The following is a 23,616-nucleotide window of genomic DNA, read 5'->3' on the forward strand; positions in this document are numbered from 1 at the left end:
CACCGGGAGCCTGTCGTGACTCGTTCCGTATCGCACTCGCGAACCGCATGGCCTGACATCGCCGCGCGCACCGCCCTCGCCATTCTTGGCGGCTATGCCTTCACCTACGCCGCGACGGCTGCCTTGGCGCGGCTGTTACCGCTGGATCGCGTCGATGCCCTGACCACCGCCTCGTTACTGTCGTTCGTGGTTTATCTGGCGTTCATGCTCTGGGCATTCGCTGCGGCGTCAGTGCGTCGAGTGCTGGCTGGTTTAAGCGGCGCCCTACCCCTGGCAGCCATCGGCTTCTGGCCACAACTGATGGGGGTTGTGGGATGAAGCAAAAGACCGTCACCCAATCCATGTCTTGGCTGCATACCTGGTGCGGGCTGCTGATCGGCTGGGTGCTGTTCGCCATCTTTCTCACCGGCACCCTGGCGGTGTTCGACAAGGAAATCAGTTGGTGGATGCAGCCGGAGTTGACCGATCAGGGCCAGTCGCCTGCAGCTGCCGCCAACGTCGCGCAGCACTGGCTATCGAAGAATCATCCAGACGAGTCGAACTGGAACATCAGCCTGCCGACCGAGCGCTCGCCGGCGCTCAGCGTATCCGTCGGGGAACGGCGTCGCGGTGCCGGTAGCACTCACCTCGATCCATTGACGGGCGAAACCGTCGAGGCCCGGGAAACCATCGGCGGCAATTTCTTCTTCCATTTCCACTACACCCTGCATATGCCACGGCTGCTCGGCATCTGGGTGGTTGGGTTCGCGGCGATGGCCATGCTGGTGGCGTTGATCAGCGGCATCATCATCCACAAGAAAATCTTCAAGGAGTTCTTCACCTTCCGCCCGGCCAAAGGGCAGCGCTCCTGGCTCGACGGCCACAATGCCAGCGCCGTCCTGCTGTTGCCGTTCCACCTGATGATTACCTACACAGGACTGGCGATTTTCTTCGTGCTCTATATGCCGGCAGCAGTCGATGCACTGTACGACGGCGATCGCCAGGCCTATTTCCGCGAGGCGCAACCGGCCCGTGCCGCCGCTCAGGTGTCGCGCGGCGAGGACCGCGGCAGCAAACCCGTCCAGGCGCCGGCTGCGCCACTACTGGCGCTGGGTGAGATCGTCAGCCGTGCCGAAGCGCACTATGGCGCCGGGATGATTGGCGGCCTGACCGTGAGCAACCCCGGCCGAGCAGATGCCCAGGTCACGGCGCGGCCGGTGCTGGGTAACCGCATCGAACTGACCAAGGGCGAAGGTATGGTCTTCAACGGTGTCACCGGTGAGCTGATCCAGGCTCCCGAACCGTCGCGCACCAGCCAGCTGACCCAACGCGTGATGGCGGGCCTGCACTTTGCCCAGTTCGGCGGCTACCCGATGCGCTGGCTGTATTTCATCTGCGGTCTGGTCAGCTGCGCCATGATCGCAACGGGGCTGGTGCTTTATGCGGTCAAGCAACGCAAGCAGGCAAACGCCAACCTGCAGTTTCTCCGGTTAGTGGAAAGCCTCAACGTGGCGGCAGTCGCCGGGCTTTCGCTGGCCTGCATCGCGCTCCTCTGGGGCAACCGGGTGCTGCCGGCGGAGTTGGCCGGGCGGCAAGACTGGGAGCTGCGGATGTTCTTCGGTGTCTGGGCACTGAGCTGGCTGCATGGCTGGGTACGCAAGCCGATGCAAGCCTGGCGTGAACAGCTGTCTGCCGCAGCGGCACTGGCGCTCGCCCTGCCGGCGCTGGACCTGATGACAACCGACGCGTCACTGGACGGCATTCGGCAGTCGGTCCTTGCATCCGTATTCGCCATGGGTCTGCTGATCGGCTGGACCGCCTGGAAACTCCCTACGGTCGTCGCTGCGAGAAAAGCCCGCCAACCCCAGCTCGACGGCACAGTCACAGGAGTCTCGTCATGAACGGTTCTGCCCTGCTTGCCAGCCTTCTGCTGGCCTACGCCGGCATGCTCGGCTTCTGCCTGGGCAAGGAGCGTCACTGGAAGCAATTGGCTAATCCGCGCGTTCCTGCGCAACTGCGCCGCCTCTGCTTTCCGGCGGGAGGCTTGCTGCTCGGCCTTGCCGTGTATACCGCTACCGGCGTTTGGCCCGGAGGCATGGCGCTGGTTGGCTGGTTCGGCCTGATCTCCCTCGCCGGCTTCGCCCTGCTCCTGCTGATCCCCTACGCCCCTCGCTTGGCCATGGGGATGCCGGTGATGGGCAGTCTGCTCTGGGCCGTTGCGGCACTGCTGTGATTCTGCTTTGCCCTGCCCGACTATAAGGCGATACGTGCTCTGGCAGGCGCGGATACGACCATCACGTTCGCCGTCAGCCTCGTTCTCAGGCCGCAAACACGGACGCGACTGCGTCCATGGCCTCTTTAAACGAAGCAGATGCGCTGTGTAACGTGGCGGTCTCTTGCCTTAAGCTGCCGGCCATCTCACGTCTATTCTGTGACCGTCATGACCCAGCGTGCCGTATCGCCCTTCCAACTGCTCATTCTCGTGCTCTCGATTTACGTGTTGGGCGCGTTGATCGCCGACATCCTGTTCGACCTGCCACCCGACGTATCTGAGTTGCTAAATTACATAGACAACATTGTCTGCCTGTTCTTTTTCATCGACTTTGCTAGACGTCTGCAACTTGCGGAGGATAAATGGCGCTTCATGCGCTGGGGCTGGATTGACCTGCTGGCCAGCGTACCGGCGGCCGGACTGCAAGCGTTCAAGATGGTGCGCGCCGTGCAGGTGTTGCGTGCGTTGCGTGCGATCAAGTCGACCCAGATGATCTGGCGCCTGCTGTTTCGCAACCGTGCAGAAAGCATCGTCGTGTCTGCCGCTACGGCCACACTGCTACTCGTCGCATTCGGTGCGATCACGATGTTGCTGGTCGAGGCGCCTAACCCGCAAAGCGCTATCAATACGCCGGAAGAAGCACTCTGGTGGGCCTTCGTGACCGTCACGACCGTCGGTTATGGCGACTACTACCCGGTCACGACCCAAGGCCGTATCGTGGCGGTGCTGCTGATGGTGTCCGGGGTTGGCCTGTTCGGCAGCTTCGCCGCCTATATCGGCTCGCTGTTTATCGCCGACAAGCATGATGAAAACATCGAACAGCAGGAAGCGGACCGAGCGGTGCTGCACAACCTGCTTGAGCAGGTAGAAAAGTTGACCACCGAAGTCCAGGCTTTACGAGGGCAACTGGAGGAACGGGGGCAGCCGCCACGGGAGTAATAGTAAGTGCCACCGGTAGCATCTCTCGGCCTGTCCGCCCAGGCTACCGCCGATCCTGAAGAACGGCACAATCCGCGATACGTACCGAACGTGCGGTAACGTCCGACGCGATCTCCCGCGTCAACCTGCCGAAAACGCCCAGCGGCCAATCCCAAACCGGCCGCAAGCCATTACAATGCGCGACTTTCGATTCACAGCCGGTCCGCGCTCATGTCCCTACCCCAGCATCACCTCGAACTGCTCAGCCCCGCGCGGGATGTGTCCATTGCCAAGGAAGCCATTCTGCATGGCGCCGATGCGGTGTACATCGGCGGGCCGAGTTTCGGTGCGCGGCACAACGCCGAGAACAGCGTGGAGGACATTGCCGAGCTGGTGACTTTCGCCCACCTGTTCCATGCGCGGGTCTTCGTCACCATCAACACCATTCTTCATGACGATGAACTGGAAGCTGCGCGCGCGCTGATCTGGCAGCTGTATGAGATCGGTGTCGACGCGCTGATCGTGCAGGACATGGGCGTGATGGAAATGGACATCCCGCCAATCGAGCTGCACGCCAGCACCCAGACGGACATCCGCACCCTGGAGCGCGCCAAGTTCCTAGACAAGGCCGGCTTCTCACAGCTGGTGCTGGCGCGCGAGCTGAACCTGCAGGAAATCCGCGCGATCAGCGATGCCACCGACGCTGCCATCGAGTTCTTCATTCACGGTGCCCTGTGCGTAGCGTTTTCCGGACAGTGCAACATCTCCCATGCGCAAAACGGCCGCAGCGCCAACCGTGGCGACTGCTCCCAGGCGTGCCGCCTGCCCTACACACTCAAGGATGATCAGGGCCGCGTCGTCGCGTTCGACAAGCACCTGCTATCAATGAAGGACAACAACCAGAGCGCCAACTTGCGGGCTCTGGTCGATGCCGGCGTACGTTCATTCAAGATCGAGGGGCGCTACAAGGATGTGAGCTACGTGAAGAACATCACCGCTTACTACCGCCAGCGCCTCGACGAGATTCTCGAAGGCCGCACCGATCTGCAGCGCGCCTCCAGCGGCCGCACCGATCACTTCTTCGTGCCGGACCCGGACAAGACTTTCCACCGCGGCAGCACCGACTACTTCGTCACCGACCGCAAGATCGACATCGGCGCCTTCGATTCACCGACGTTTACCGGCCTCGCCGTGGGCGAAGTGCTCAAGGTCGGCAAGCACGACCTCACCGTTCAGACGCGCGAGCCGCTGTCTAACGGTGACGGCCTGAACGTGCTGGTCAAACGCGAAGTGGTGGGCTTTCGCGCCAGCGTCGTTGAGCCACTGGGGCAGTTCGAAGAGGACGGCCAGCAGCTCATGCAGTACCGCGTCGAACCCAACGAGATGCCGGCTGCCCTGCGTCAGCTGCGTCCGAACCATCCGCTGAACCGCAACCTGGATCACAACTGGCAGAACGCGCTGCTCAAGACCTCCGCCGAGCGTCGCGTTGGGGTCCGCTGGTTGGCCAAACTGCGCGCCGATGAGCTCGAGCTTCACGTTACCAGCGAGGAAGGCGCTTATGCCTCCGTCTCGCTGGCTGGCCCGTTCGGCGAAGCGAAAAAGCCCGAGCAGGTGCCCGGTCAGATCGCCGAACTGCTGAGTCAGCTGGGTACAACCATCTACCACGCCGAAGAAGTCTACGTGGACGCGCCTCAGGCGTTCTTCATCCCGAATTCGCAGCTCAAAGCCCTGCGCCGCGAAGCCATCGATGCGCTCACCGAGGCCCGCGAAGCAATCCGCCCGCTGGGCAGCCGCAAGGCCGTCAGCGTACCGCCGCCGGTCTACCCGGAATCGCATCTGACTTTCCTCGCCAACGTCTACAACGAAAAGGCGCGCACCTTCTACCAGCGCTACGGTGTCGAGCTGATCGATGCGGCCTTCGAGGCCCACGAGGAAACCGGCGAAGTGCCGGTGATGATCACGAAGCACTGCCTGCGCTTCTCCTTCAACCTGTGCCCGAAGCAAGCCAAGGGCGTCACCGGCGTGCGCACCAAGGTTGCCCCGATGCAGCTGATTCACGGCGATGAGGTTTTAACGTTGAAGTTCGACTGCAAGCCGTGCGAGATGCATGTGATTGGCAAGATCAAGGGCAACATCCTCAACCTGCCGCAGCCGGGCAGCGCAGCCAGCGTCGTCGGCCACATCACGCCGGCCGATCTGATGAAGACCATTCGCAGCAAACCACACGCCTGACCAAGGCGGTCGTCAGGCGCCGAGGTGGTGCCCGCATGGCGGTCTGCCCTGGACCGCCTGATCCTCCGCTAACAACTCATCCGCCTTGCACCTAATCATCGCCGGAGAAACGATTGGTTCCGGCGTAACGGCATGTCACCGATTATTCGCTTGATGAGCAAACTTAATGGCGAATGGACACTCCTACTGGCACCGCACCCCTGCATTCCGGGCGACAGCACAGCTCAGCGTGATGACGAGGATCGAAACATGCGCCACAGGACAGTCAGTTGGTTAATCACTCTGCTGATATTCGCCGTTGTTACCGGTTGTGCGACGCCTCCGCCCAAAGAACCCACGACAAGCCCCACGCCTCCACCCGCCTCAAGCGAGCACATCGGCTCCGGAAAGGCCTCGTACTACGGCAACCAGCATCACAATAAGCAGACCGCGAGCGGCGAACGCTTCGATCAGGGAGCACTGACAGCTGCCCATCGCACTTTGCCTTTTGGCACGAAAGTCCGGGTGACGAACACACGCAACGGCAAGAGCGTGGTCGTACGCATCAATGACCGCGGCCCCTTCGTCCGCGGTCGAATCATCGATTTGTCGAAAGCTGCGTTCGAGCGCATCGCTAGTACGCGTTCTGGGGTCGTCCGGGTACGTCTGGAAAAAGTTGACTGAATCGCAACGACGTCTCGCCCTGAAGACATCGACTCCTGGTCCCGCTGAACGCTTTCCAGGCAGGACAAGCACTGCGTTCCACCCCTGCGGTCCACGCCGCCAGGCCGTTGGTTCACAGCCGAGACTGAGGCTCTCACTGGCAAGCCCGCCTCTGAAAAAACATTAGCTTGTGCGCCTATCAAGTACCGCTACGGCGTGCCGATAGAAAGGCACGTCAACCCACTGCGCGGTGCATTCATGTTCAACGGCCATCTAAAAAAACAACTCGAAGAGCAGGCAGCCGAGTTGTACATCCTGCGTCAGTTCCGCGACCAGATGAACGCCACCAAACTATTCATCACGCTCGATCCCGAGTTTCGAATTGCGGATGTCAACCAGCAGTTCGCCAGGACGCTCGGCTACACAGTTGATCAACTGAAAGGCCGCGCGATGGCGGAAATAGTGCCGTCTTATGTGAAAAACCTGCCGTGTTTTCACCAGTTCCGTGCTGCGATCGCCAAGCTGGCCCCCATTAGCGATGACTACCGGTATCTGCATGCTGATGGCAGCCTCGCATGGCTGCATGTCGACTGGTATCCGATTCAATCTGAACAAGGCGCTCTGCTGAGCATTCGCGGCTTCGCTCGGGATGTGACGAAGGATTTGACGACGGCGAAAGAGCACGAGGCTTTCATCAACGCCCTGCTTCGCTCCACCGCGGTCATTCAGTTCAATCTGGACGGCACCGTAATCACCGCCAACGACCAGTTTCTTCGGGCGATGGGCTATTCGCTCCAGCAGATCGTTGGCAAGCATCACAGCCTGTTCTGCACGCCTGGCGAAGCCGGATCGCAGCAGTACAAGCATTTCTGGCAGACGCTCAACCGCGGCGAGTTCGTGTCCAACCGTTTCAAACGACTCGACAGCCAGGGCCGCGATGTCTGGCTCGAGGCAAGCTACAACCCGGTGCACGATACCGAGGGCAACTTGTTCAAGGTGGTGAAGTTCGCCAGTGTGGTCAGTGATCAGGTCGCACGTGAAGAAGAAGTCAGGGACGCGGCGAGCATTGCCTATGAAGTGTCTCGGCAGACCGACACCAGCGCTGAGCGCGGCGCTGTAGTGGTTAAGGAAACGGTCGCGACCATGCAGCGCATCGCCAAGGAAGTGGAGTCGGCCACGCACGGCATCGAGGCGTTGGGCAAGCAGTCATTGCTGATCAGCACGATGGTGCAAACCATTGGCGGCATCGCCGCGCAGACCAACCTGCTGGCTCTGAACGCAGCCATCGAAGCCGCACGTGCCGGTGAGCAGGGTCGCGGTTTCGCCGTGGTTGCCGATGAAGTACGTCAACTGGCCGGCCGCACCAGTGCCGCCACCGAAGAGATCGTCACGGTGGTGCAGAAGAACCAGGCATTGGTCGACGAGGCCGTACGGGAGATGGCCAACAGCCGCGAGCAAGCTGCCGCAGGTTTGTCACTGGCCAACCAGGCCGGTGAGGTGATCGTTGAGATTCAAGACGGCGCCAAGCAGGTCGTCAGCGCAGTCGGCCGCTTCGCCAACGAGCTGAAATAAGCCCTGAGCGGTAACGTGGCGGATGGCATTCCATCCGCCCTTGCATCGAATCAGAGCGCGGCGTGGCCCACCGGCCGGGCATAACGATAGGTCGCAAAACAGCACAGCATGATGCCGCTCAACGCCAGCAGGCCGGCGACGATGCCTACATTGCTCAGGCCCAAGTGGCGGGTGACGAGGCTACCCAGCAGTGCGCCCCCACCGATCCCGACGTTGTATACGCCGGAGAACATCGCCATCGCGACGTCAGTCGCATCAGAAGCAAGGTTCAGAACCTTCGACTGCGCCGCCAGACCGAAGCACATCCCGGCGACGCCCCAAACCATCACCAGCGCACCCAGCATCGACGGATCGCGCGCGGCCGGCAGCAACAGCAGCAAGCAAACGGCCATGGTCGAAATCGCGGCGATCATGAAGCCTCTCGGAAAGCGCCCGCTGTAACGGCTGAACAGGATCGTACCGAGAATCCCGGCGCCACCGAACATCAACAGCAGTACAGTGGTCATGCCCCCGCTCAGGTGCGCGATCATCTGTGCGAAAGGCTCAATATAGGTGTACGCCGTGAACTGAGCGGTGATCACCAGCGCAGTCAGCACATAGGCCGCCACCAGCGCCGGACGTTTGAACAGCATTGGCAAGCTGCGCAGCGAACCGGAATTCTGGCTGGGCAGCAATGGCAGCGTCCGCGCCAGGCAGAGCACCACCAGCGCGGCTATCACAGCTATCGACAGGAAGGTCGTGCGCCAACCCAGCCATTCTCCAACCACTCGGCCGATGGGAATGCCCAGCACCATGGCCAATGCACTACCGGTCGCTAGCAGGCCCAATGCCTGTGCTTGCTTGCCCGGTGGCGCAACGCGCACGGCAAGCGACGCGGTGATCGACCAGAACACCGCGTGCGCCAGCGCGATACCGATGCGGCTGAGCATCAGCATGCCGAAGCTCGACGCCACGCTCGACACCAGGTGGCTGCCGATGAACACCGCGAACACGAAAATCAGCAGCGTGCGGCGCTCTACGTTGCGAGTCAGCAGCATCATCGGCAGCGACATCAGCGCTACCACCCAGGCATAGATGGTCAACATCAGGCCGACCTGGGACGGCGGCATGTCGAACGAGCTGCCGATGTCGCTGAGCAAGGCGACCGGGACGAACTCGGTGGTGTTGAAGATGAAAGCGGCTAGGGCCAGTGCAACGACACTGAGCCAGCTCCCAGCGTGGGAGGATTGCGATTCGTTCATGTGGGCGATGTCTTGATGCTGCCAATCGGCAACCGCAGCGCGCATTTTTGAAAAGCTATGTCTGTTGGCGCAAAGGCCCGCAGTGTGGGCAAAGCGACGTTCCGCTTCAGCCCACCAACGCGGTCAGCGTGGGCTAAAGCCCACCCTACAAGGCTCGGAGCCTTCCCAAAACCAATTGGCAACAGACATAGCCTTTTTGAAAAGGCACACCACAGCGTGACGAGAGAGAATTCAGGGATGACGGTCGTGCTCGATCACCACAACGCACCCGGCCCGCGAGCTTCGAAGAAGTGCGGGCAGCAACGGATACGATTGGAGGGCGAAACAAGACAGTCGGAGCGGCGCGGATTCTACGCCCGTGCCGTGCCGATGTCAGGTCGCGAAAACTATCTGCGACGAGCGGCCGCAGCTGCTCTTCGCAACGCTGCGATGGGCTTGCAGCCTGATTCCCTCAACGCTCTTGTTGGCAGCACACCGAGCGCCATCCACTTTGGGGAATGTTTTCAGTTCATTCGTCAATCGCATCCTCACCACTCGGCGTTCAACCGAAACTTTCCTGCCCGCCATCAGCCGTACCTACAGAACCCACGTATCTGGAGGATGTATGGCTTACCCGAAGATCCCCGCACAGAAGCAGGACCGCCAGCCCGGCTTGGAGAGCGAGATGCAGCCGCCCGCCGAGTTCATTCGCGACAGCTACAAAGGCAGCGGCAAGCTGGCCGGCAAAGTAGCGCTGGTCAGCGGCGGCGACAGTGGCATCGGTCGCGCGGCCGCGGTGCACTTCGCCCGTGAAGGAGCGGATGTCGCCATCATGTATCTCGACGAGCATGAGGATGCCGAAGCGGCCAAGCGCATGGTTGAAGCTGAAGGCCAGCGCTGCTTGCTGCTACCGGGAGACATTCGCGATAGCAAGTACTGCAACGATGCAGTCGAGCAGACCGTGAAGACCTTCGGCCGGCTGGACGTGCTGGTGAACAATGCCGGCCGGCAGGAGGTGCAAACGCGGCTCGAGGACATCACTGATGAGCAGTGGGAGAAGACCTTTGCCACCAACATTCACGGCTATTTCTATCTCACCCGCGCCGCCCTGGCCCACCTGAAGGCCGGCGCGTCGATCATTAACACCACCTCGATCAATTCCTTCATCGGCAACCCGATGCTGATCGACTACACCTCGACCAAAGGCGCCATCGACGGTTTCACTCGCGCCCTGTCGCAGCAGCTGATCGAGCGCGACATCCGCGTCAACCAGATTGCCCCCGGCCCGATCTGGACACCGCTGCAACCGGCCACTATCGGCAAGCACGACCCCGAGATGCTCGAAGATTTCGGCAGCCAGATGCCCATGGGCCGCTGCGGCCAGCCGTCGGAGCTGGGCCCGGCTTACGTTTATCTGGCATGCGAGGACTCGTCCTATGTCAGCGGACAGACCATTCACATCAATGGCGGGAAGGTGGTGAACGGCTGAGGTCGTCGTCACGCCCGAACGCAGCCAGCCCCGCACGAAACCAAGGTGAAATCATGACTCAGATTCTCATTGCCGCCTTTGACCACTATGCAGAAGCCGAGCACGTCAAAGCCGAGCTCCTGAGCAAGGGAGTGCCTAGCGACGACATCCAGATATCCGCCTCCTTCAATCCCGCTACTGTCGACAGCAGCCGGGTCGAAGTCATCGGGGAGGAGCCGGACGAGGACGCCACTGTCTCCGAAAAAGTTGGCAGCTTTTTTCGCAAAGTCTTTGGGGATGGCGCGAGTGAACATGCCGGACGCTATCCAGAAGCGGCCCGTCGCGGCTCCACCATCGTCACCGTCACCGTCGAAGATGAAGGCCAGGTGACCATGGTCGAGCAGCTGATGGAGCGAAACGGCGCAATCGATATCGACGAGCGCAGTGCCGGCTGGGGCGACGATGACACGACGCCCGTCACGGCCAGCACCGAAACCCTGACGACCGGCTACCCGGACGCCACATCCATCAGCGTCGACGAACGCGAGCTGAATGGAATGGCCACACCGGATCGCGGCGCAGACGATGGCTCGATTCCCGGCCGCGCCGAAAACGAAAAGGCCGCGCGTCGTGACAACACGGCCGGGCGCGTGCGGATCGTCCCGCGGTAACGCGCCGAAGCCGCGCTGGCCGCCGAAGGTGCGCGCCGGCGCCTACCAGGCTGTTGAAAAACTATCTGCGTTGCCGATCCAGCGCTAGAAAACGCTTCGAATCGCCAACTCGTAACCTCGATCGCGAGCCCGGTCCGCTTTCTCAGCAATTTCTGCCTTGTCTTGGCTGCCTAGCCAACGTTTTTCGACAGCCTGTTACTGCGCTGTGAACACCTCATCGAGCAGGTCGTTCATGGCCTGGAATGCGCGCTTCGCCACCAACGGGTTGTACTCGTTGCGGCCCGGCACCTTGGCATAGGGGTCGGTAAACGAATGCACGGCGTTGCCATAGCTGACCATTTGCCAGTCGGCATCGGCGGCTTGCATCTCGGCGACGAATCCATCGACCTGCTCCTTCGGGACCGCCGGATCATCGGCGCCGTGCAGCACCAGCACCGGTGCCTTGATCTGCCTGGCGTCGTCGGGGTTAGGCGTGTCCAGGTTGCCGTGGAAGGAAACGAAGGCATCCAGATCGGCACCGGAGCGGGCCAGCTCAAGCACTGCGCCGCCACCGAAGCAGAAACCGATCGCCGCCATCTTGCTTGTGTCCAGCGCCACGTCCTGCTGTGACCTGAACACATCGACCGCAGCCTGGGCGCGCTTGCGCATCAGCGCACGATCACCACGCACTGAAGTGGCGGCCGCCTTGGCTTCATCCGGGTTCGATGGCCGTACCGCCTTGCCGTATAGATCCGCCATGAACACCACATACTTCTCCCCTGCGGCGCGCGCGGCCTTCTCAGCCGATCGTTCGGTCACCCCGAGCCAGTTGGGCACCATCACCAAACCGGGGCGCGGCGTGGTCACCGCATCGTCGTAAACCAGCAAGCCCTCGAAGGCTTCGCCGTCGATTTCATAGGCATGGGGCTTGACCACCACCGCGGCTTCGGCAACACCGACCATCCCGGCCAGCGCCAGGGCAATACACGTCTTTTTCATGGGTTCGTTACCTGCGATGTGAGAGGACTTTTCAACAGTAGCGGAAAAACGCCATCGCACAGCTGCAATGCGGTGCGCTCAAGCGCTGTCGCCTCAGGCTCCTGTTTTTCGGGCAGGCCTACAGCCTGTATTCGCAGCGAGGTCGCGCCGCCACTGAAGCCACGTGCACCCGCTTTCGTCGGAGGCCCGACCTCGGGGCGGACTAGCTTAAGTGAACGACATTGGTCGCGCAGGCCACCTAACTTGCAACCGTTTCTGTTTGTGTCGGTTTTTATCAGTGAACGTCGCCGCCTGGATCACTCTCGAGAGAGACGAGTCTGCAGTGTCAACGCATTGGCCGTCGCCGCCCCGCTGGCCGTGTTGTCGAAGATGCACCAACTGGCAACGCCCTTCGGCTGATCGGCCAGACGTTCGGCCAGCGCACCAAGCCAATCAGCGTCGTACGAAGAATGGTAGATGCGTGGCGAACCGTGCAGGCGGTAATAGCGAAACCCCGGCCAGCCGCCCGGCTCGGCTGCTTCGGCGAAGGGTGCCGGATCGGCGACGACGCGGACGATCTGCGCTTGCTGCAGCAGCGACTCTGCATCGAGCCAGCTGCGATGGCGAGGCTCGATGGCCACCGGGCCGTCGTGACGGGCTCTCAATGCAGCGAAAAAGACACTGGCGCTTGCCAGGTCATAAGCCAGCGAAGGCGGCAATTGCACCAGCAGGCAGCCCAACTTCTCGCGCAGATGGCCGCACTCCTGCAGAAAACATTCGAGCAATTCTTCGCAGGCGACCAGCCGCCGTTCGTGGGTAATTTGCTTGGGCAGCTTCACGCAGAAGCGAAACGTCGCTGGCACGCTTTCGGCCCACTTGGCGTAGGTGGCGGGTCGATGGGAGCGATAGAAGGAGCTATTGATTTCGACGGCTGGAAAACGATTGGCGTAGCGCTGCAGGTGCGTGCCCTCGTCCGGGAATGCTGGCCACTGCTCGCGCGGCAGGCTCCATCCCGCCGTGCCGAGAAATATCGGGAGGTCGACGTTCATCGCAATAGGGTCCGGTCGTTGACTACTATTGATGACCATCACGCACGCCTGCTTGATCCTTCCAGAAATGATCGCGCCCCGTAGGCGCCGAATTCATTCGGCCGCAGTTGTGTGAAAGCCGAACAAGTTCGGCCCTACAGTAACGCGGCCCGCTGTAACCGCACCGCAGTCATAGCCCTGCCGGGAGAAAGCGAGGGGGACGGGGTTCGCTTAGTCCAGAATAAACGCCGCAATCCTGCACAGGAGCTCAGGTCCGTAGGGCCAAATTCATTCGGCCGCAGATGTGAAAGCCGAACAAGTTCGGCCCTACGGTAACGCTGCCCACTGTAAGCGCACCGCAGTCATAGCCCTGCCGGGAGAAGCGAGGGGGACGGGGTTCGCTTAGTCCAGAAAAAACGCCGCAATCCTGCACAGAAGCTCAGGTCCGTAGGGCCAAATTCATTCGGCCGCCGATGTGTGAAAACCGAGCAAAGTCGGCGCTACGGCGCTTTAGACCCTTCCGCTAGCCGCACAGGCCGGGTTCCGTCGTAAGCGCAGCGAAACGGGACCGAGCACCTAGGGTGCCGACTGCCTGCTCGATTGAACGGGTAACCGCTTTAGCAACCATTTGCGCGCCGGCACCACGGCATGCTCCTGAGCCCAGACGCAAAGTACGACCGTCAAGATCAAGTAAAGCGGATAGAACAACAGTGACAGCTGCTGCTCTCCGGCCCGGACGGCGCAATCGGCCCAGGCTTCGAAGCAGCTGGTCGAAGCGACGCCCAGCAGTTTTTCCGAACGAGAAAACAGGATGAACGCCGGTACATGCAGCACAAACAGAGGCAGCGATGCCGTCCCTAGACGCTGCGACCAGCGATTCACGCGAGCGCTACCTGGCGTGGCGATCAGCGCAAACAAGTAGACCAGTGCCAGCTGCGAGGGCAGCAGCAGCCCATTGTGCAGCAGGAAGTACCAGAGCTTTTCCCCCTTCAACAGCCAGATGGCAGCGATGAAGCAGGCCAGCACGAAACCTGCCAGCGCCAAACGCCCCCCCAGCCTCGGCATGCGCCCTTGGCTCTGCATTTCGCGGAACACCCCATACAACAAAATGCCGGCGAGAAATTCCGGCAGGCGCAGCAAAGGCATGCGGTGCAGCATGCCGGTTTGGGGAATACCGTATTCCTGCTGTTGAATCACCCAGAGCGGCGGGATCAAGTAAATCACCGCGATGACCGCAAGCCAGAGCGCCTTGTGCCGCAACCGCATCAGCCGCGGCGCCAGCAAAGGGAACGTCAGATAAAAGAAGAACAATGTGGAAATCGACCACAACGGTGGGTTGAAGGTCAGGTAGTAGGGGTTCCATGCCTGCAGCATGAACAGCTGCAGGACGAAGTTGAGCAACAGCTCGCCATTGCCCATGAAGTGCTCAAGGGTCTCTCTAGACGTCTCGCCCAGATCCTCGTTGGTGTCGTAAACCACGAAACGCAGAGTCGCCTTGACGTCGTCCGGTGGGATACCGAGTTTGGCGATGATGAACAACACCACCGCCGTCAGTCCCAATGAAAACAGGTGCAACGGATAGAGATTGGCGAAACGCCGGCTCAGGAAGCTGCGCCCCGGTTCGCGCAGTTGTCCTTGCTGACAATAGACATGGGCCAGCAAGAAACCCGACAGCACGAAGAAACTGCTGGTCGCGAAAAACCCCACCCCGGTCAGGTCTGACAGCCACCCGGGCCGTTGTTCCTCGGGATACGCATGGATCGTATGAAAGAACACCAAATACATGCCGAGCGAAAATCGCAACCACTCGAGCCCGATGAATTTTTCCTTGCTGACTTGCTCCATGCATTGCTCCTGCCATGCGGCAGCCAACGTGCCGTCCGCAAATAGGACGTTCCGTTGCGGGCAGTCGTTCGATAGCCACTGGGTATTCGAGCTGCTCACCGACGTTGCGGGCAACGATGGCAAGACACTCAGCCCCATCGGTCGTATCGCCGGATCAATATTTCGTCACGTATGCGTCGGGCACGGGCCGGAGCGATACAGGTCCAACCATGACCAGTAACCGGCAGAGAGGTCCGCTACCCGTGTTGTTCCGAGCCAAGCCCCAGCTACGAACAGGTATCGCAACGTCCCTGCTGATGGCAATGGTCCTGCTTGCATCGCCATTGCCGGCGGTTGCGCAGGACGGTTTCAGCTGGACGGAAAGCTTTCTCGAACACATCGCCAAGGTCGATGCGAGCACCTCGGGTGAGTTGGGTATCTACCTCAAGGATCTGGATACCGGCGTGTCAGCCTCCTACCACGGCGAGGAAGCCTGGTACCTCGCGTCCACGGTCAAGGTCCCTGTGGCCATAGCCGTCATGCGCCGCATCGACCAGGACACCCTGAGCCTGGACAGCACCGTGCGCTTGCTGGAATCGGACTACGTCGATGGCGCAGGCCCGACCAAACGACACGCACCGGGCACCTCGCTCAGCGTCCGCTACCTGATGGATCAGATGCTGATTCACAGCGATAACACCGCGAGCGACATGCTCATCCGCCTGGTCGGCCTCGACGCGGTCAACGCCGTGACCCGCGAGCTGGTGCCTGAAGGCTTCGGCCCGATCACCACCCTGGCGGATGTGCGCAGGCTGATCTACGGGGAATTGCACCCCTCCGCTCGCCTGTTGTCCGGCAGGGATTTCCTTTCGCTCAAAGCGCAGCGCAGCGAAGCCGGACGCCTCTCGCTTCTGGCCAGCCTGCTGGGCGTCCAGCAGAGCGCGCTCACCAAAATCCCGCTGCGCGACGCCTATGAACGTTATTACGCGACGCCTTTCAACTCCGGCACGCTGCAGGCCTATGGCGATTTGTTGTCCGCCGTGGTGGAAGGCAAGGCGCTGAGCCAGGCCAGCACCGAATACCTGCTCAGCGTGATGAATCGCGTCGCCACCGGGGCCCAGCGCATCAAGGCCGGTCTGCCACCAACGGTCGGCTATGCACATAAAACCGGCACCCAGCGCGCCCGCATCTGCGATGCCGGTGTGATCGCGCCGCCGCCCTTCCGCATAGCCGACCCCACCGGACGTATCGTTGTGATCGCCTGCGTGCGCGGTGCTGCATCCACCGCCAAGGCCGAACGCGCTTTGCGCGGCGCGGGCGAAGCGATAACCGCCTCTGGAGTGCTTCGCCTATGAAACCAGCCCCGCTCGCGCGCACCGGAAAATTGCTAGCCCTTCCGGCCTTGGTAGGCCTCGGGCTGGCGCTCTGGGCATATAAGGAACAGGCCTATTCGGAATCCTGGCGCAACGCACTGGAACAGGACATCCGTCAGATCGACGAACAGAGTCCAGGCAATCTCGGCGTTTACATCAAACATCTGGGTGACGGCGAGACACTAGATTACCAGGCGGATCGCTTTTGGTATCTGGGCTCGGCGGTCAAGGTGCCGATCGCCATCGCGGTCCTACAGAACGTCGACGAAGGCGAGCACAGCCTCGACGAACAGATGAGCCTGGAGGCGACCGACAAGGTCGACGGCTCCGGCGATCTGGTCTGGCAGGACAATGGCGTCGAGTATTCGCTGCGCGCTCTGCTGAATGAAATGCTCATCGAAAGCGACAACACGGCCGCCAATATGCTGATCCGGCTCATTGGCGAGGATGAGTTGAACGAGCGCACACGCAAGAACATGGGCGGCAAGGGGTTTGAACGCATCACCGACTTCACCCAGGTGCGGCGGGACGTCTATGGCGAGCTGCATCCCGATGCGCGCGAGCTGGACAATATCGAACTGGTGAAGCTTGCATCGGCGCCTTTCAGCAAGCCGCGCTACGAGGCGGTCGCCAGCGCCCTGTCGCTCTCCGAAAGCGAGCTGAAGGCCGACAGCATGGAGCAGGCTTACGAGCGCTATTACGCGCGCAACCTGAATTCCAGCACGCTGGAAGCATACGGCACGCTGCTGGAGAAACTGATTGAAGGCGATCTGCTTTCCGAGTCCAGCCGGGATTTGCTGTTCAAGGACATGAAGCTGGATCGGTATGATGCCTACCGCCTCGAAGCCGGCCTGCCCAGCGATGTGCCTTTCATCCAGAAAACCGGAACGCAACTGGAACGCGCCTGCCACGTAGGCGTGATCGAACCCCTGGCGGAAAAGCAGGCGAAGACCGTCATCATCGTGGCCTGCGCCGAAGCACTGGATGAAGCCAAGGAGGCCGGAGCGGCCTTTGAAAAAGTGGGCGAAGCCATCACCCGAGCGCTGCTAAAGCCTGTTTCGGCTAATTGATCCGGAAGAACGTTATTTCCCGTAGCGCCGATTTTATTCGGCCACACATCAGCGAAGGCCGAACGAGTTCGGCCCTACGGAATGCTGAGCGAGTGATCGGAAGTTGCCATTGGGTTGTCCATAATGGCAGCTGAACTGATCAGAGAGGCGTCGATCATGCGCAAGGCCGAAGTCAAACATCGAAACACCGTCAAACTCGACCGCCTGCAGCGCTTTCTGAACTGGACCACCGAGCGGCATCCGGACTTCGCGCCGAAGAAGAATCATCAGGAAAAGTGGTTCAGCACCTACATTGGCTATCAGCCACCCGAGATCGGTCGCGCTGCCCGATTGTTCTGGCTTGGACTCGATGAGTCGACCACCGAGGCCAGCCTTGAAAGCGCCGATCCCGCGAGCTTGATCGGTCGACTGCTGAACCGAGACGTAAATGACTTCAGCTGCACCGTTGACATATTTGGCGTTGAGAAAACGCTGGATTGCGGCCCGGTGCAGAACTTGCTAGAGCCTGAGTTCGCGCTGCGCATTCCTGATAGCCACTCGGCCGGCGAATTCGAACGCAACGTGTGTGGCGCGGTGGAAGCGTTGGTCAGGGATCGCCTGCATGTTCTGGAAAAACCTTTCGCCAGTTTGAGCGACGAACAGAAAGCCCAATGCCTGGACAGACTCCCTCCCAAGCTCTCGCGCCTCGATGACTTTTCGGTTCGAGCCGTCGACATCGTCAATGAGGTCAAGCACGAGCTGCGCTATGTGGTCGAGCTGCGCCACGGCGAACTCGCGCTGGATATGCAGCGCCGCATCCCGGGCGGCCAAGGTCATGTGCTCAGCGAGCACGAAGTGGCGGACATCAAGGATGAAGACCATCAGGCGATGAACGCCAAGTTCGAGATGATGATCGAGGAAGCGCAGGACTTCGATCTGCAGCTGCTCGGCGAGAAGCGCCTGACCGAAATCTTCATGATGGAACCGAAAAAGCTACGCCGGACCATCCGCTTCGCCCGTGAGGACAACCGGGAAAAGATGGCTTTCGCCGTGCTGCTGGAAAACAACCCGCGCTTCGTTCACTACCACAAGCTGTACGCCGCACGGCGGATCACCCGCACCTGGACCGCCCTGCTCGGCCCAACTAATAGCGGTAAGACACACCAGGCCATCGAGGCGATGACCGGCGTCACGCACGCGATCTACCTGTCGCCCCTGCGCCTGATGGCGCTGGAAAACCAGGAGCGCATCGAGTCGATGGGCGTGCCCTGCTCGCTGGTCACCGGCGAAGAGGAAATCATCCGCGAGGGTGCCACTCACTATTGCTGCACGGTCGAGGAATTCGCCCGTTTCCGTCACGAATCCTGGGATGTCGTGGTAATCGATGAAGTGCAGATGATGGCCGACTCGCAACGCGGCTGGGCCTGGGTCGATGCACTGGTCAGCGCCTATACCCAGGATCTCATCATGACCGGCCCGGAGCTGATCCAGCCGTCATTGAAAACTCTGTGCGACCTGTGCGAAGACGAGCTGGTGGTCAAGCGCACCAAGCGTCTGTCTCCTGTGGACGTGGCACGCCGCGCCACTACCCTCAAGCAGCTCGACGCCGGCTCCATGTTGGTCGCCTTCAGCCGCAAGACGGTGCTCGAACTCAAGGCCATGCTGGAGATGACTGGCAAAAGCGTCTCGGTGGTCTACGGCGCGCTGTCTCCGGAAGTGCGTCGCGAGCAGGCGCGCCGGTTTCGTGAAGGCGAGGCGGACATCATGGTCGCCACCGACGCGGTGGGCATGGGGCTCAACATGCCGGCACATACGCTGTGCTTCTATACGGACGAGAAGTACGACGGCATTCAGAACCGTCAGCTCAAGGTGCAAGAGGTCAAGCAGATCGGTGGGCGGGCCGGCCGCTTTGGTCACCATGACAGTGGCGAGATCACCGCGCTCGACGGGCAGACGCTGCAGTCGATCAAGCGCCTGTTCCACAGTCCAGACTTACCGGTCGACCTGTCGCAATTTCAGGTGCGGCCGTCCATCGAACACCTTCAAGCCATCTCCGAATTGATGAATGAGCCGAGCCTGCTGCGGGCCTGGCTGACCTTCAACCGCAACATCAATTACGGCGATGAATTCATCTCGATACTGCCAGACGAGTTGGCGGAATGGATCAAGCTGATCGACGACCCAACCATCGACTTGCCACTGCGCTGGATCTTCGCCTGCACGCCGATTCGCGGCGGCCTGGACAGTCCGGCCAGTATTTTCGCCCAGCAGTGGTTGAAGAAAGTCGCGCAAGACAAAGAGGTTCCGTTGCCTCGGCTGATCATCGATTCGGATCTGGCCACTTTGGAAAGCTCGCTACATGTCATCGAAACCTATCTGCACCTGGCGCGAACGCTGCCCGCGCACTTTCCGGCATTGGAACAGGCCGAAGAGCACCGCAGCCTGCTCAACGGCGCCATCACCCGCGAGCTGTCACGCCAACGCAAGCCACGCAGCTCGGACCGTCGGCGGCTTTCTGGCGAAACCCGAAGCTGCAAGCAGTGCGGGAAAGCGATGCCAATGGCTGAGCGACGATTTCCCCTATGCCAGAACTGCTTCAAAGAACAGCGGATCAACGGCCAGCAGCCCGCCAAAAGGCGAGCGCCAAAGCGAGCGAAAACGTAGCGAGCCATGGCCGGGTGGGCGCCCCGCCAGCTCAAACAATTGAGCCGGAGAGCGCCCTGCTTTCGCGCCTCAATTGTTAATGCCGACCTCTGCGCCAGTCTCGACGCTCCACTGGCACCATGACGTACTCGACGCGTTTTGGTCGATACCTCGCTGCGTGTGGCACGTAACGATGGTGATGGACGTGACGCTTCGGCTGGTGCCGATAGTGGCGAGCGCGTTGATGGCGGTCATCAGAATTCTTTGCTAGCACCGCAACCAAAACCGCCCCAACCGCCGCACCGGCCAATACCGGAACCACAACATTGCGATCGGCCGCTGAAGCGGCACTGGCGGCAACCAGGCAGCCGGTGAGCAGACCGATCTTGAGTATGCGACTGAACATGGCTTTCTCCTCTACGAGTGGGCTCGTTGCCCACAACCATCAAACACCGCCGCTCGGTCAGCGGGCGTCAGGTAGGTGTAAACAACGCGTAAACAGCCACGTCAGAAGCTGCGAAACATTGAGGCTGGGGCGGTCTCATATGAACGATGGACGCAGCTCGCGGAGGCCCCCATGCACGATACTTACGACCTGAAACGATTCGTCGTCGCCCAAGACGGCATCTACGACCGCGCGCTGGCGGAATTGAAAGCCGGTCGTAAACAGAGCCATTGGATGTGGTTCGTTTTTCCGCAGATCGCCGGGCTTGGCCATAGCGACATGGCGCGACGCTACGCCATTTCAAACACAGACGAGGCGCTCGCCTATCTGCAGCATCCGCTGCTGGGAGCGCGGCTGGAGGAATGCGCGCAGGCGATGCTGCAGCACACTGATGTTCCGGCGCGGCAGATTCTCGGTTCGCCCGATGACCTAAAGCTACGTTCAAGCATGACGCTGTTCAGCGCCGTCGCACCTGAGCGGACGATCTATCAGCAAATCCTCGACGCCTTTTACAACGGCGAGGCAGATCCGGCGACGATGGCCAGACTGCAACGCTGAGCGTTGCCAAGCTCCAGCATGTGGTTATTAAAGGCAATTGCACTGCTGGTATGCCATCAGGGCCCTGGTGCGCGGAGCGCACCCTACAAGGATCTCGTCCATCCATAGGGTGCGCTCTGCGCACCGGCCAGCACCTTCTAGCCCGCGCCGGCTGATGGTGACAACCGATCTACCGCTCCGTTCGCTATCTTTTTCGATGAAATGTTCAAGTTTTTACTTTGACAGCACCAAACTTTGACTTTAAGTTTTCGCTTCCGAACATTTCCGAACCCTCGCAGTATTCGGATCATAAAAACAACAGTCGTTAAAAGAGGTTCCACGCATGAGTAACCCGTCCACCCCGACGCTACGGGGGCAATGCATTGCCGAGTTTCTCGGTACCGCTCTGTTGATCTTCTTCGGTACGGGCTGCGTGGCAGCGCTGAAGCTCGGCGGAGCTGATCTAGGCCTTTGGGAAATAAGCGTTATTTGGGGAATCGGCGTCAGCATGGGGGTGTATTTGGCAGCCGGCGTATCGGGTGCTCACTTGAATCCGGCTGTGTCCATTGCGCTCTGGCTATTTGGAACCTTCGAGCGCAACAAGGTCCCCGCCTACATCCTTGCGCAAACGGCGGGCGCGTTCTGCGCCGCCGCGTTGGTTTATGGACTTTACAGCAGCCTGTTTTTCGATTTTGAACAAGCCCAGCAGATGACGCGCGGCAGCATCGCCAGTTTGGAACTGGCCTCAGTCTTCTCTACCTACCCTCATGCATCACTCTCGATCGGCCAGGCATTTCTGGTGGAAGTGGTGATTACCGCTATCCTGCTGGGAATGATCATGGCGTTGACTGACGACGGTAACGGCCTGCCTCGCGGTCCACTGGCACCGCTGCTGATCGGCTTGTTGATCGCCGTGATCGGAGGCGCAATGGGCCCGCTGACGGGCTTTGCGATGAACCCGGCTCGGGATTTCGGACCGAAGCTGATGACCTTTCTTGCCGGTTGGGGCGATGTTGCGTTTACGGGCGGGCGGGACATTCCCTATTTCCTCGTCCCGCTGATCGCTCCGGTACTGGGCGCATGCATTGGCGCAGCAGGCTACAAAGCGCTGATCTGCAGGCACCTGCCGAGCCTGGACGCAGGCGCCTGCAACGCACCGAAATCAGATTGCGACCGCTACAAACACGATGCCACTGCCCAAGAAGCTCGTTAAGGAATCGACACCATGAGCACCCAGAACAATAAGCAATTCATCGTCGCCCTCGATCAGGGCACCACCAGTTCCCGCGCCATCGTGCTGGACCGCAACGCTAACGTGGTCACTATCGCTCAACGCGAATTCGCACAGATCTATCCGCAACCGAGCTGGGTCGAGCATGACCCGATGGAAATCTGGGCCACACAAAGCGGCGTGTTCGTCGAGGCCCTCGCACAGGCCGGCATCACCAATGAACAGGTGGCGGCGATCGGCATCACCAACCAGCGCGAAACTGCCATTGTCTGGGACAAGAGCACCGGTCGCCCGATCTACAACGCCATCGTCTGGCAGAGCCGCCAGAGCACGCCGATCTGCGATCAGCTCAAGCGTGACGGGATGGAAGAGCACATCCGGCAGACCACCGGCCTGGTCATTGATCCTTATTTTTCCGGCACCAAGATCAAGTGGATTCTCGATCACGTCGAAGGCAGCCGTGAACGCGCGCGCCGTGGCGAGCTGTTGTTCGGCACCGTCGACTGCTGGCTGATCTGGAAGATGACTCAGGGCAAAGCCCACGTCACTGACTACACGAACGCATCGCGAACCATGCTCTACGACATCCACAAGCTGGACTGGGACCCGGTGATGCTGGAAGCGCTGGACATCCCCCGCGAGATGCTGCCCGAGGTGCGCTCTTCCTCCGAGGTTTACGGCCATGCCTATCTAGGGTCCGGCCAGAGCACGGGTATTCCTATTGCCGGTATTGCTGGCGATCAACAAGCCGCCCTGTTCGGCCAGATGTGCGTCGAGCCAGGGCAGGCGAAGAACACCTACGGCACCGGCTGTTTTCTGCTGATGAACACTGGCACCAAGGCGGTTCAATCCAAGCACGGCCTGCTCACCACCATCGCTTGCGGTCCGAAGGGCGAAGTCAACTACGCCCTCGAAGGCGCCATTTTCAACGGCGGTTCCACCGTGCAATGGCTGCGGGACGAGTTGAAGGTGATCAACGATTCGCTGGATTCCGAGTATTTCGCCACCAAGGTCAAGGACAGCAACGGCGTCTATCTGGTGCCGGCCTTTACTGGTCTCGGTGCGCCTTACTGGGACCCGCGCGCGCGCGGCGCGCTGTTCGGCCTGACCCGTGGCGTAAAGGTGGATCACATCATCCGGGCCGCACTGGAATCCATCGCCTACCAAACCCGCGACGTGCTCGACGCCATGCAGCAGGATGCCGGCGAGCGTCTGCGGTCGCTACGCGTCGATGGCGGCGCTGTAGCCAACAACTTCCTCATGCAGTTCCAGGCCGACCTGCTTGGCACTCAGGTGGAGCGCCCGGAAATGAAAGAAACCACCGCCCTTGGCGCCGCCTATCTCGCGGGCCTCGCGACCGGTTTCTGGAGCAGCCTGGATGAGCTTCGCAGCAAGGCCACCATTGAGCGGGTCTTCGAGCCAGCCTGCGATGATGAAAAGCGCGAAGCGCTCTATAAAGGTTGGAAGAAGGCAGTCGATCGCACGCGCGACTGGGAAGAGGACTGAGGATCAGCGCTGATTGAGGAACCAAGCGGCGCCTGAATGACGCCCGGCC

General features: G+C 60.8%; 20 protein-coding genes. 15 read left to right on the plus strand and 5 right to left on the minus strand.

The window, feature by feature from the left end; genetic code table 11:
- The first annotated feature begins 15 nt into the window (after window positions 1-15).
- The 7 genes from NA647_RS16175 (at window position 16) to NA647_RS19635 (ending at window position 7,615) form a co-directional block, all read left to right on the plus strand.
- Window positions 16-318 (plus strand): iron transporter, encoded by a 303-nt coding sequence (locus NA647_RS16175; protein ID WP_256058627.1) that lies wholly within the window; start codon window positions 16-18, stop codon window positions 316-318.
- The gene (locus tag NA647_RS16180; RefSeq protein ID WP_256058628.1) at window positions 315-1,880 is read left to right on the plus strand and encodes a PepSY-associated TM helix domain-containing protein; all 1,566 of its coding nucleotides are present in this window, start codon (window positions 315-317) and stop codon (window positions 1,878-1,880) included. The genes NA647_RS16175 and NA647_RS16180 overlap by 4 nt, the downstream gene beginning before the upstream one ends.
- Complete coding sequence (locus NA647_RS16185) at window positions 1,877-2,212, plus strand: DUF3325 domain-containing protein (protein ID WP_256047971.1); 336 nt, start codon at window positions 1,877-1,879, stop codon at window positions 2,210-2,212. Before NA647_RS16180 ends, NA647_RS16185 begins: the two co-directional genes overlap by 4 nt.
- Window positions 2,213-2,419: 207 nt before the next feature.
- Entirely contained in the window at window positions 2,420-3,190 is a 771-nt protein-coding gene (locus NA647_RS16190) for an ion transporter (RefSeq protein WP_256058629.1), read from the plus strand.
- Between the two features lie 210 nt (window positions 3,191-3,400).
- Window positions 3,401-5,401: a peptidase U32 family protein gene (locus tag NA647_RS16195; RefSeq protein WP_256058630.1), complete on the plus strand. Its 2,001-nt coding sequence runs from the start codon at window positions 3,401-3,403 to the stop codon at window positions 5,399-5,401.
- A 249-nt stretch (window positions 5,402-5,650) separates the two neighbouring features.
- Window positions 5,651-6,064 (plus strand): septal ring lytic transglycosylase RlpA family protein, encoded by a 414-nt coding sequence (locus NA647_RS16200; protein WP_256058671.1) that lies wholly within the window; start codon window positions 5,651-5,653, stop codon window positions 6,062-6,064.
- 237 nt (window positions 6,065-6,301) lie between these two features.
- A complete protein-coding gene (locus tag NA647_RS19635) occupies window positions 6,302-7,615 on the plus strand; it encodes a methyl-accepting chemotaxis protein (RefSeq protein WP_272889726.1) in 1,314 nt (437 codons plus the stop codon).
- A gap of 50 nt (window positions 7,616-7,665) precedes the next feature.
- On the opposite strand, the gene NA647_RS16215 is transcribed toward NA647_RS19635, so the two are convergent.
- Entirely contained in the window at window positions 7,666-8,856 is a 1,191-nt protein-coding gene (locus tag NA647_RS16215) for a sugar transporter (RefSeq protein ID WP_256058631.1), read from the minus strand.
- A 604-nt stretch (window positions 8,857-9,460) separates the two neighbouring features.
- On the opposite strand from NA647_RS16215, the gene NA647_RS16220 reads away from it, so the two are divergent.
- Together NA647_RS16220 and NA647_RS16225 are read left to right on the plus strand one after the other, a co-directional pair.
- Complete coding sequence (locus tag NA647_RS16220) at window positions 9,461-10,324, plus strand: SDR family oxidoreductase (protein ID WP_256058632.1); 864 nt, start codon at window positions 9,461-9,463, stop codon at window positions 10,322-10,324.
- 53 nt (window positions 10,325-10,377) lie between these two features.
- On the plus strand, window positions 10,378-10,974 hold the full coding sequence (locus NA647_RS16225; RefSeq protein ID WP_256058633.1) for a hypothetical protein: 597 nt from the start codon (window positions 10,378-10,380) through the stop codon (window positions 10,972-10,974).
- A 195-nt stretch (window positions 10,975-11,169) separates the two neighbouring features.
- Here NA647_RS16225 and NA647_RS16230 read toward each other — a convergent pair whose 3' ends face one another.
- From NA647_RS16230 to NA647_RS16240, 3 genes are all read right to left on the minus strand, one after another.
- Window positions 11,170-11,916 carry a dienelactone hydrolase family protein gene (locus NA647_RS16230; RefSeq protein WP_423836488.1) on the minus strand — a complete coding sequence of 249 codons (747 nt, stop codon included), beginning with the start codon at window positions 11,914-11,916 and terminating at the stop codon, window positions 11,170-11,172.
- A 332-nt stretch (window positions 11,917-12,248) separates the two neighbouring features.
- A complete protein-coding gene (locus NA647_RS16235; protein ID WP_256058635.1) occupies window positions 12,249-12,980 on the minus strand; it encodes a DUF72 domain-containing protein in 732 nt (243 codons plus the stop codon).
- Window positions 12,981-13,535: 555 nt separating this feature from the next.
- Complete coding sequence (locus NA647_RS16240; RefSeq protein WP_256058636.1) at window positions 13,536-14,804, minus strand: acyltransferase family protein; 1,269 nt, start codon at window positions 14,802-14,804, stop codon at window positions 13,536-13,538.
- 296 nt (window positions 14,805-15,100) lie between these two features.
- Between NA647_RS16240 and NA647_RS16245 the strand changes: the two genes are divergently transcribed.
- The 3 genes from NA647_RS16245 to NA647_RS16255 all read left to right on the plus strand — a co-directional run bounded on the left by NA647_RS16245 (window position 15,101) and on the right by NA647_RS16255 (window position 19,869).
- Entirely contained in the window at window positions 15,101-16,138 is a 1,038-nt protein-coding gene (locus NA647_RS16245; RefSeq protein ID WP_256058637.1) for a serine hydrolase, read from the plus strand.
- A 29-nt stretch (window positions 16,139-16,167) separates the two neighbouring features.
- Window positions 16,168-17,226 (plus strand): serine hydrolase, encoded by a 1,059-nt coding sequence (locus tag NA647_RS16250; protein WP_256058673.1) that lies wholly within the window; start codon window positions 16,168-16,170, stop codon window positions 17,224-17,226.
- A 156-nt stretch (window positions 17,227-17,382) separates the two neighbouring features.
- On the plus strand, window positions 17,383-19,869 hold the full coding sequence (locus tag NA647_RS16255) for a helicase-related protein (protein WP_256058674.1): 2,487 nt from the start codon (window positions 17,383-17,385) through the stop codon (window positions 19,867-19,869).
- A gap of 76 nt (window positions 19,870-19,945) precedes the next feature.
- On the opposite strand, the gene NA647_RS16260 is transcribed toward NA647_RS16255, so the two are convergent.
- Window positions 19,946-20,254, minus strand: a complete 309-nt coding sequence (locus NA647_RS16260) for a hypothetical protein (RefSeq protein ID WP_256058638.1) — start codon at window positions 20,252-20,254, stop codon at window positions 19,946-19,948.
- Between the two features lie 171 nt (window positions 20,255-20,425).
- Between NA647_RS16260 and NA647_RS16265 the strand changes: the two genes are divergently transcribed.
- From NA647_RS16265 to glpK, 3 genes are all read left to right on the plus strand, one after another.
- Window positions 20,426-20,851 (plus strand): DUF1810 domain-containing protein, encoded by a 426-nt coding sequence (locus NA647_RS16265; protein ID WP_256058639.1) that lies wholly within the window; start codon window positions 20,426-20,428, stop codon window positions 20,849-20,851.
- A gap of 322 nt (window positions 20,852-21,173) precedes the next feature.
- Complete coding sequence (locus NA647_RS16270; RefSeq protein ID WP_256058640.1) at window positions 21,174-22,043, plus strand: MIP/aquaporin family protein; 870 nt, start codon at window positions 21,174-21,176, stop codon at window positions 22,041-22,043.
- A 12-nt stretch (window positions 22,044-22,055) separates the two neighbouring features.
- Window positions 22,056-23,567 carry a glycerol kinase GlpK gene (gene glpK / locus NA647_RS16275; RefSeq protein ID WP_256058641.1) on the plus strand — a complete coding sequence of 504 codons (1,512 nt, stop codon included), beginning with the start codon at window positions 22,056-22,058 and terminating at the stop codon, window positions 23,565-23,567.
- Window positions 23,568-23,616 lie beyond the last annotated feature (49 nt).

The sequence above is a fragment of the Stutzerimonas stutzeri genome, from assembly GCF_024448985.1.
GTDB lineage: Bacteria > Pseudomonadota > Gammaproteobacteria > Pseudomonadales > Pseudomonadaceae > Stutzerimonas > Stutzerimonas stutzeri_AP.

Excerpts from the sequence above, each read along its gene's own strand:
- NA647_RS16215 (WP_256058631.1), bottom strand. The coding sequence starts at position 8,856 with ATGAACGAATCGCAATCCTCCCACGCTGGGAGCTGGCTCAGTGTCGTT.
- glpK (WP_256058641.1), top strand. The coding sequence starts at position 22,056 with ATGAGCACCCAGAACAATAAGCAATTCATCGTCGCCCTCGATCAGGGC.
- NA647_RS19635 (WP_272889726.1), top strand. The coding sequence starts at position 6,302 with ATGTTCAACGGCCATCTAAAAAAACAACTCGAAGAGCAGGCAGCCGAG.
- NA647_RS16220 (WP_256058632.1), top strand. The coding sequence starts at position 9,461 with ATGGCTTACCCGAAGATCCCCGCACAGAAGCAGGACCGCCAGCCCGGC.
- NA647_RS16260 (WP_256058638.1), bottom strand. The coding sequence starts at position 20,254 with ATGTTCAGTCGCATACTCAAGATCGGTCTGCTCACCGGCTGCCTGGTT.
- NA647_RS16270 (WP_256058640.1), top strand. The coding sequence starts at position 21,174 with ATGAGTAACCCGTCCACCCCGACGCTACGGGGGCAATGCATTGCCGAG.
- NA647_RS16235 (WP_256058635.1), bottom strand. The coding sequence starts at position 12,980 with ATGAACGTCGACCTCCCGATATTTCTCGGCACGGCGGGATGGAGCCTG.
- NA647_RS16200 (WP_256058671.1), top strand. The coding sequence starts at position 5,651 with ATGCGCCACAGGACAGTCAGTTGGTTAATCACTCTGCTGATATTCGCC.
- NA647_RS16245 (WP_256058637.1), top strand. The coding sequence starts at position 15,101 with ATGGCAATGGTCCTGCTTGCATCGCCATTGCCGGCGGTTGCGCAGGAC.
- NA647_RS16185 (WP_256047971.1), top strand. The coding sequence starts at position 1,877 with ATGAACGGTTCTGCCCTGCTTGCCAGCCTTCTGCTGGCCTACGCCGGC.
- NA647_RS16225 (WP_256058633.1), top strand. The coding sequence starts at position 10,378 with ATGACTCAGATTCTCATTGCCGCCTTTGACCACTATGCAGAAGCCGAG.
- NA647_RS16230 (WP_423836488.1), bottom strand. The coding sequence starts at position 11,916 with ATGGTCGGTGTTGCCGAAGCCGCGGTGGTGGTCAAGCCCCATGCCTAT.
- NA647_RS16240 (WP_256058636.1), bottom strand. The coding sequence starts at position 14,804 with ATGGAGCAAGTCAGCAAGGAAAAATTCATCGGGCTCGAGTGGTTGCGA.
- NA647_RS16255 (WP_256058674.1), top strand. The coding sequence starts at position 17,383 with ATGCGCAAGGCCGAAGTCAAACATCGAAACACCGTCAAACTCGACCGC.
- NA647_RS16265 (WP_256058639.1), top strand. The coding sequence starts at position 20,426 with ATGCACGATACTTACGACCTGAAACGATTCGTCGTCGCCCAAGACGGC.
- NA647_RS16180 (WP_256058628.1), top strand. The coding sequence starts at position 315 with ATGAAGCAAAAGACCGTCACCCAATCCATGTCTTGGCTGCATACCTGG.
- NA647_RS16195 (WP_256058630.1), top strand. The coding sequence starts at position 3,401 with ATGTCCCTACCCCAGCATCACCTCGAACTGCTCAGCCCCGCGCGGGAT.
- NA647_RS16190 (WP_256058629.1), top strand. The coding sequence starts at position 2,420 with ATGACCCAGCGTGCCGTATCGCCCTTCCAACTGCTCATTCTCGTGCTC.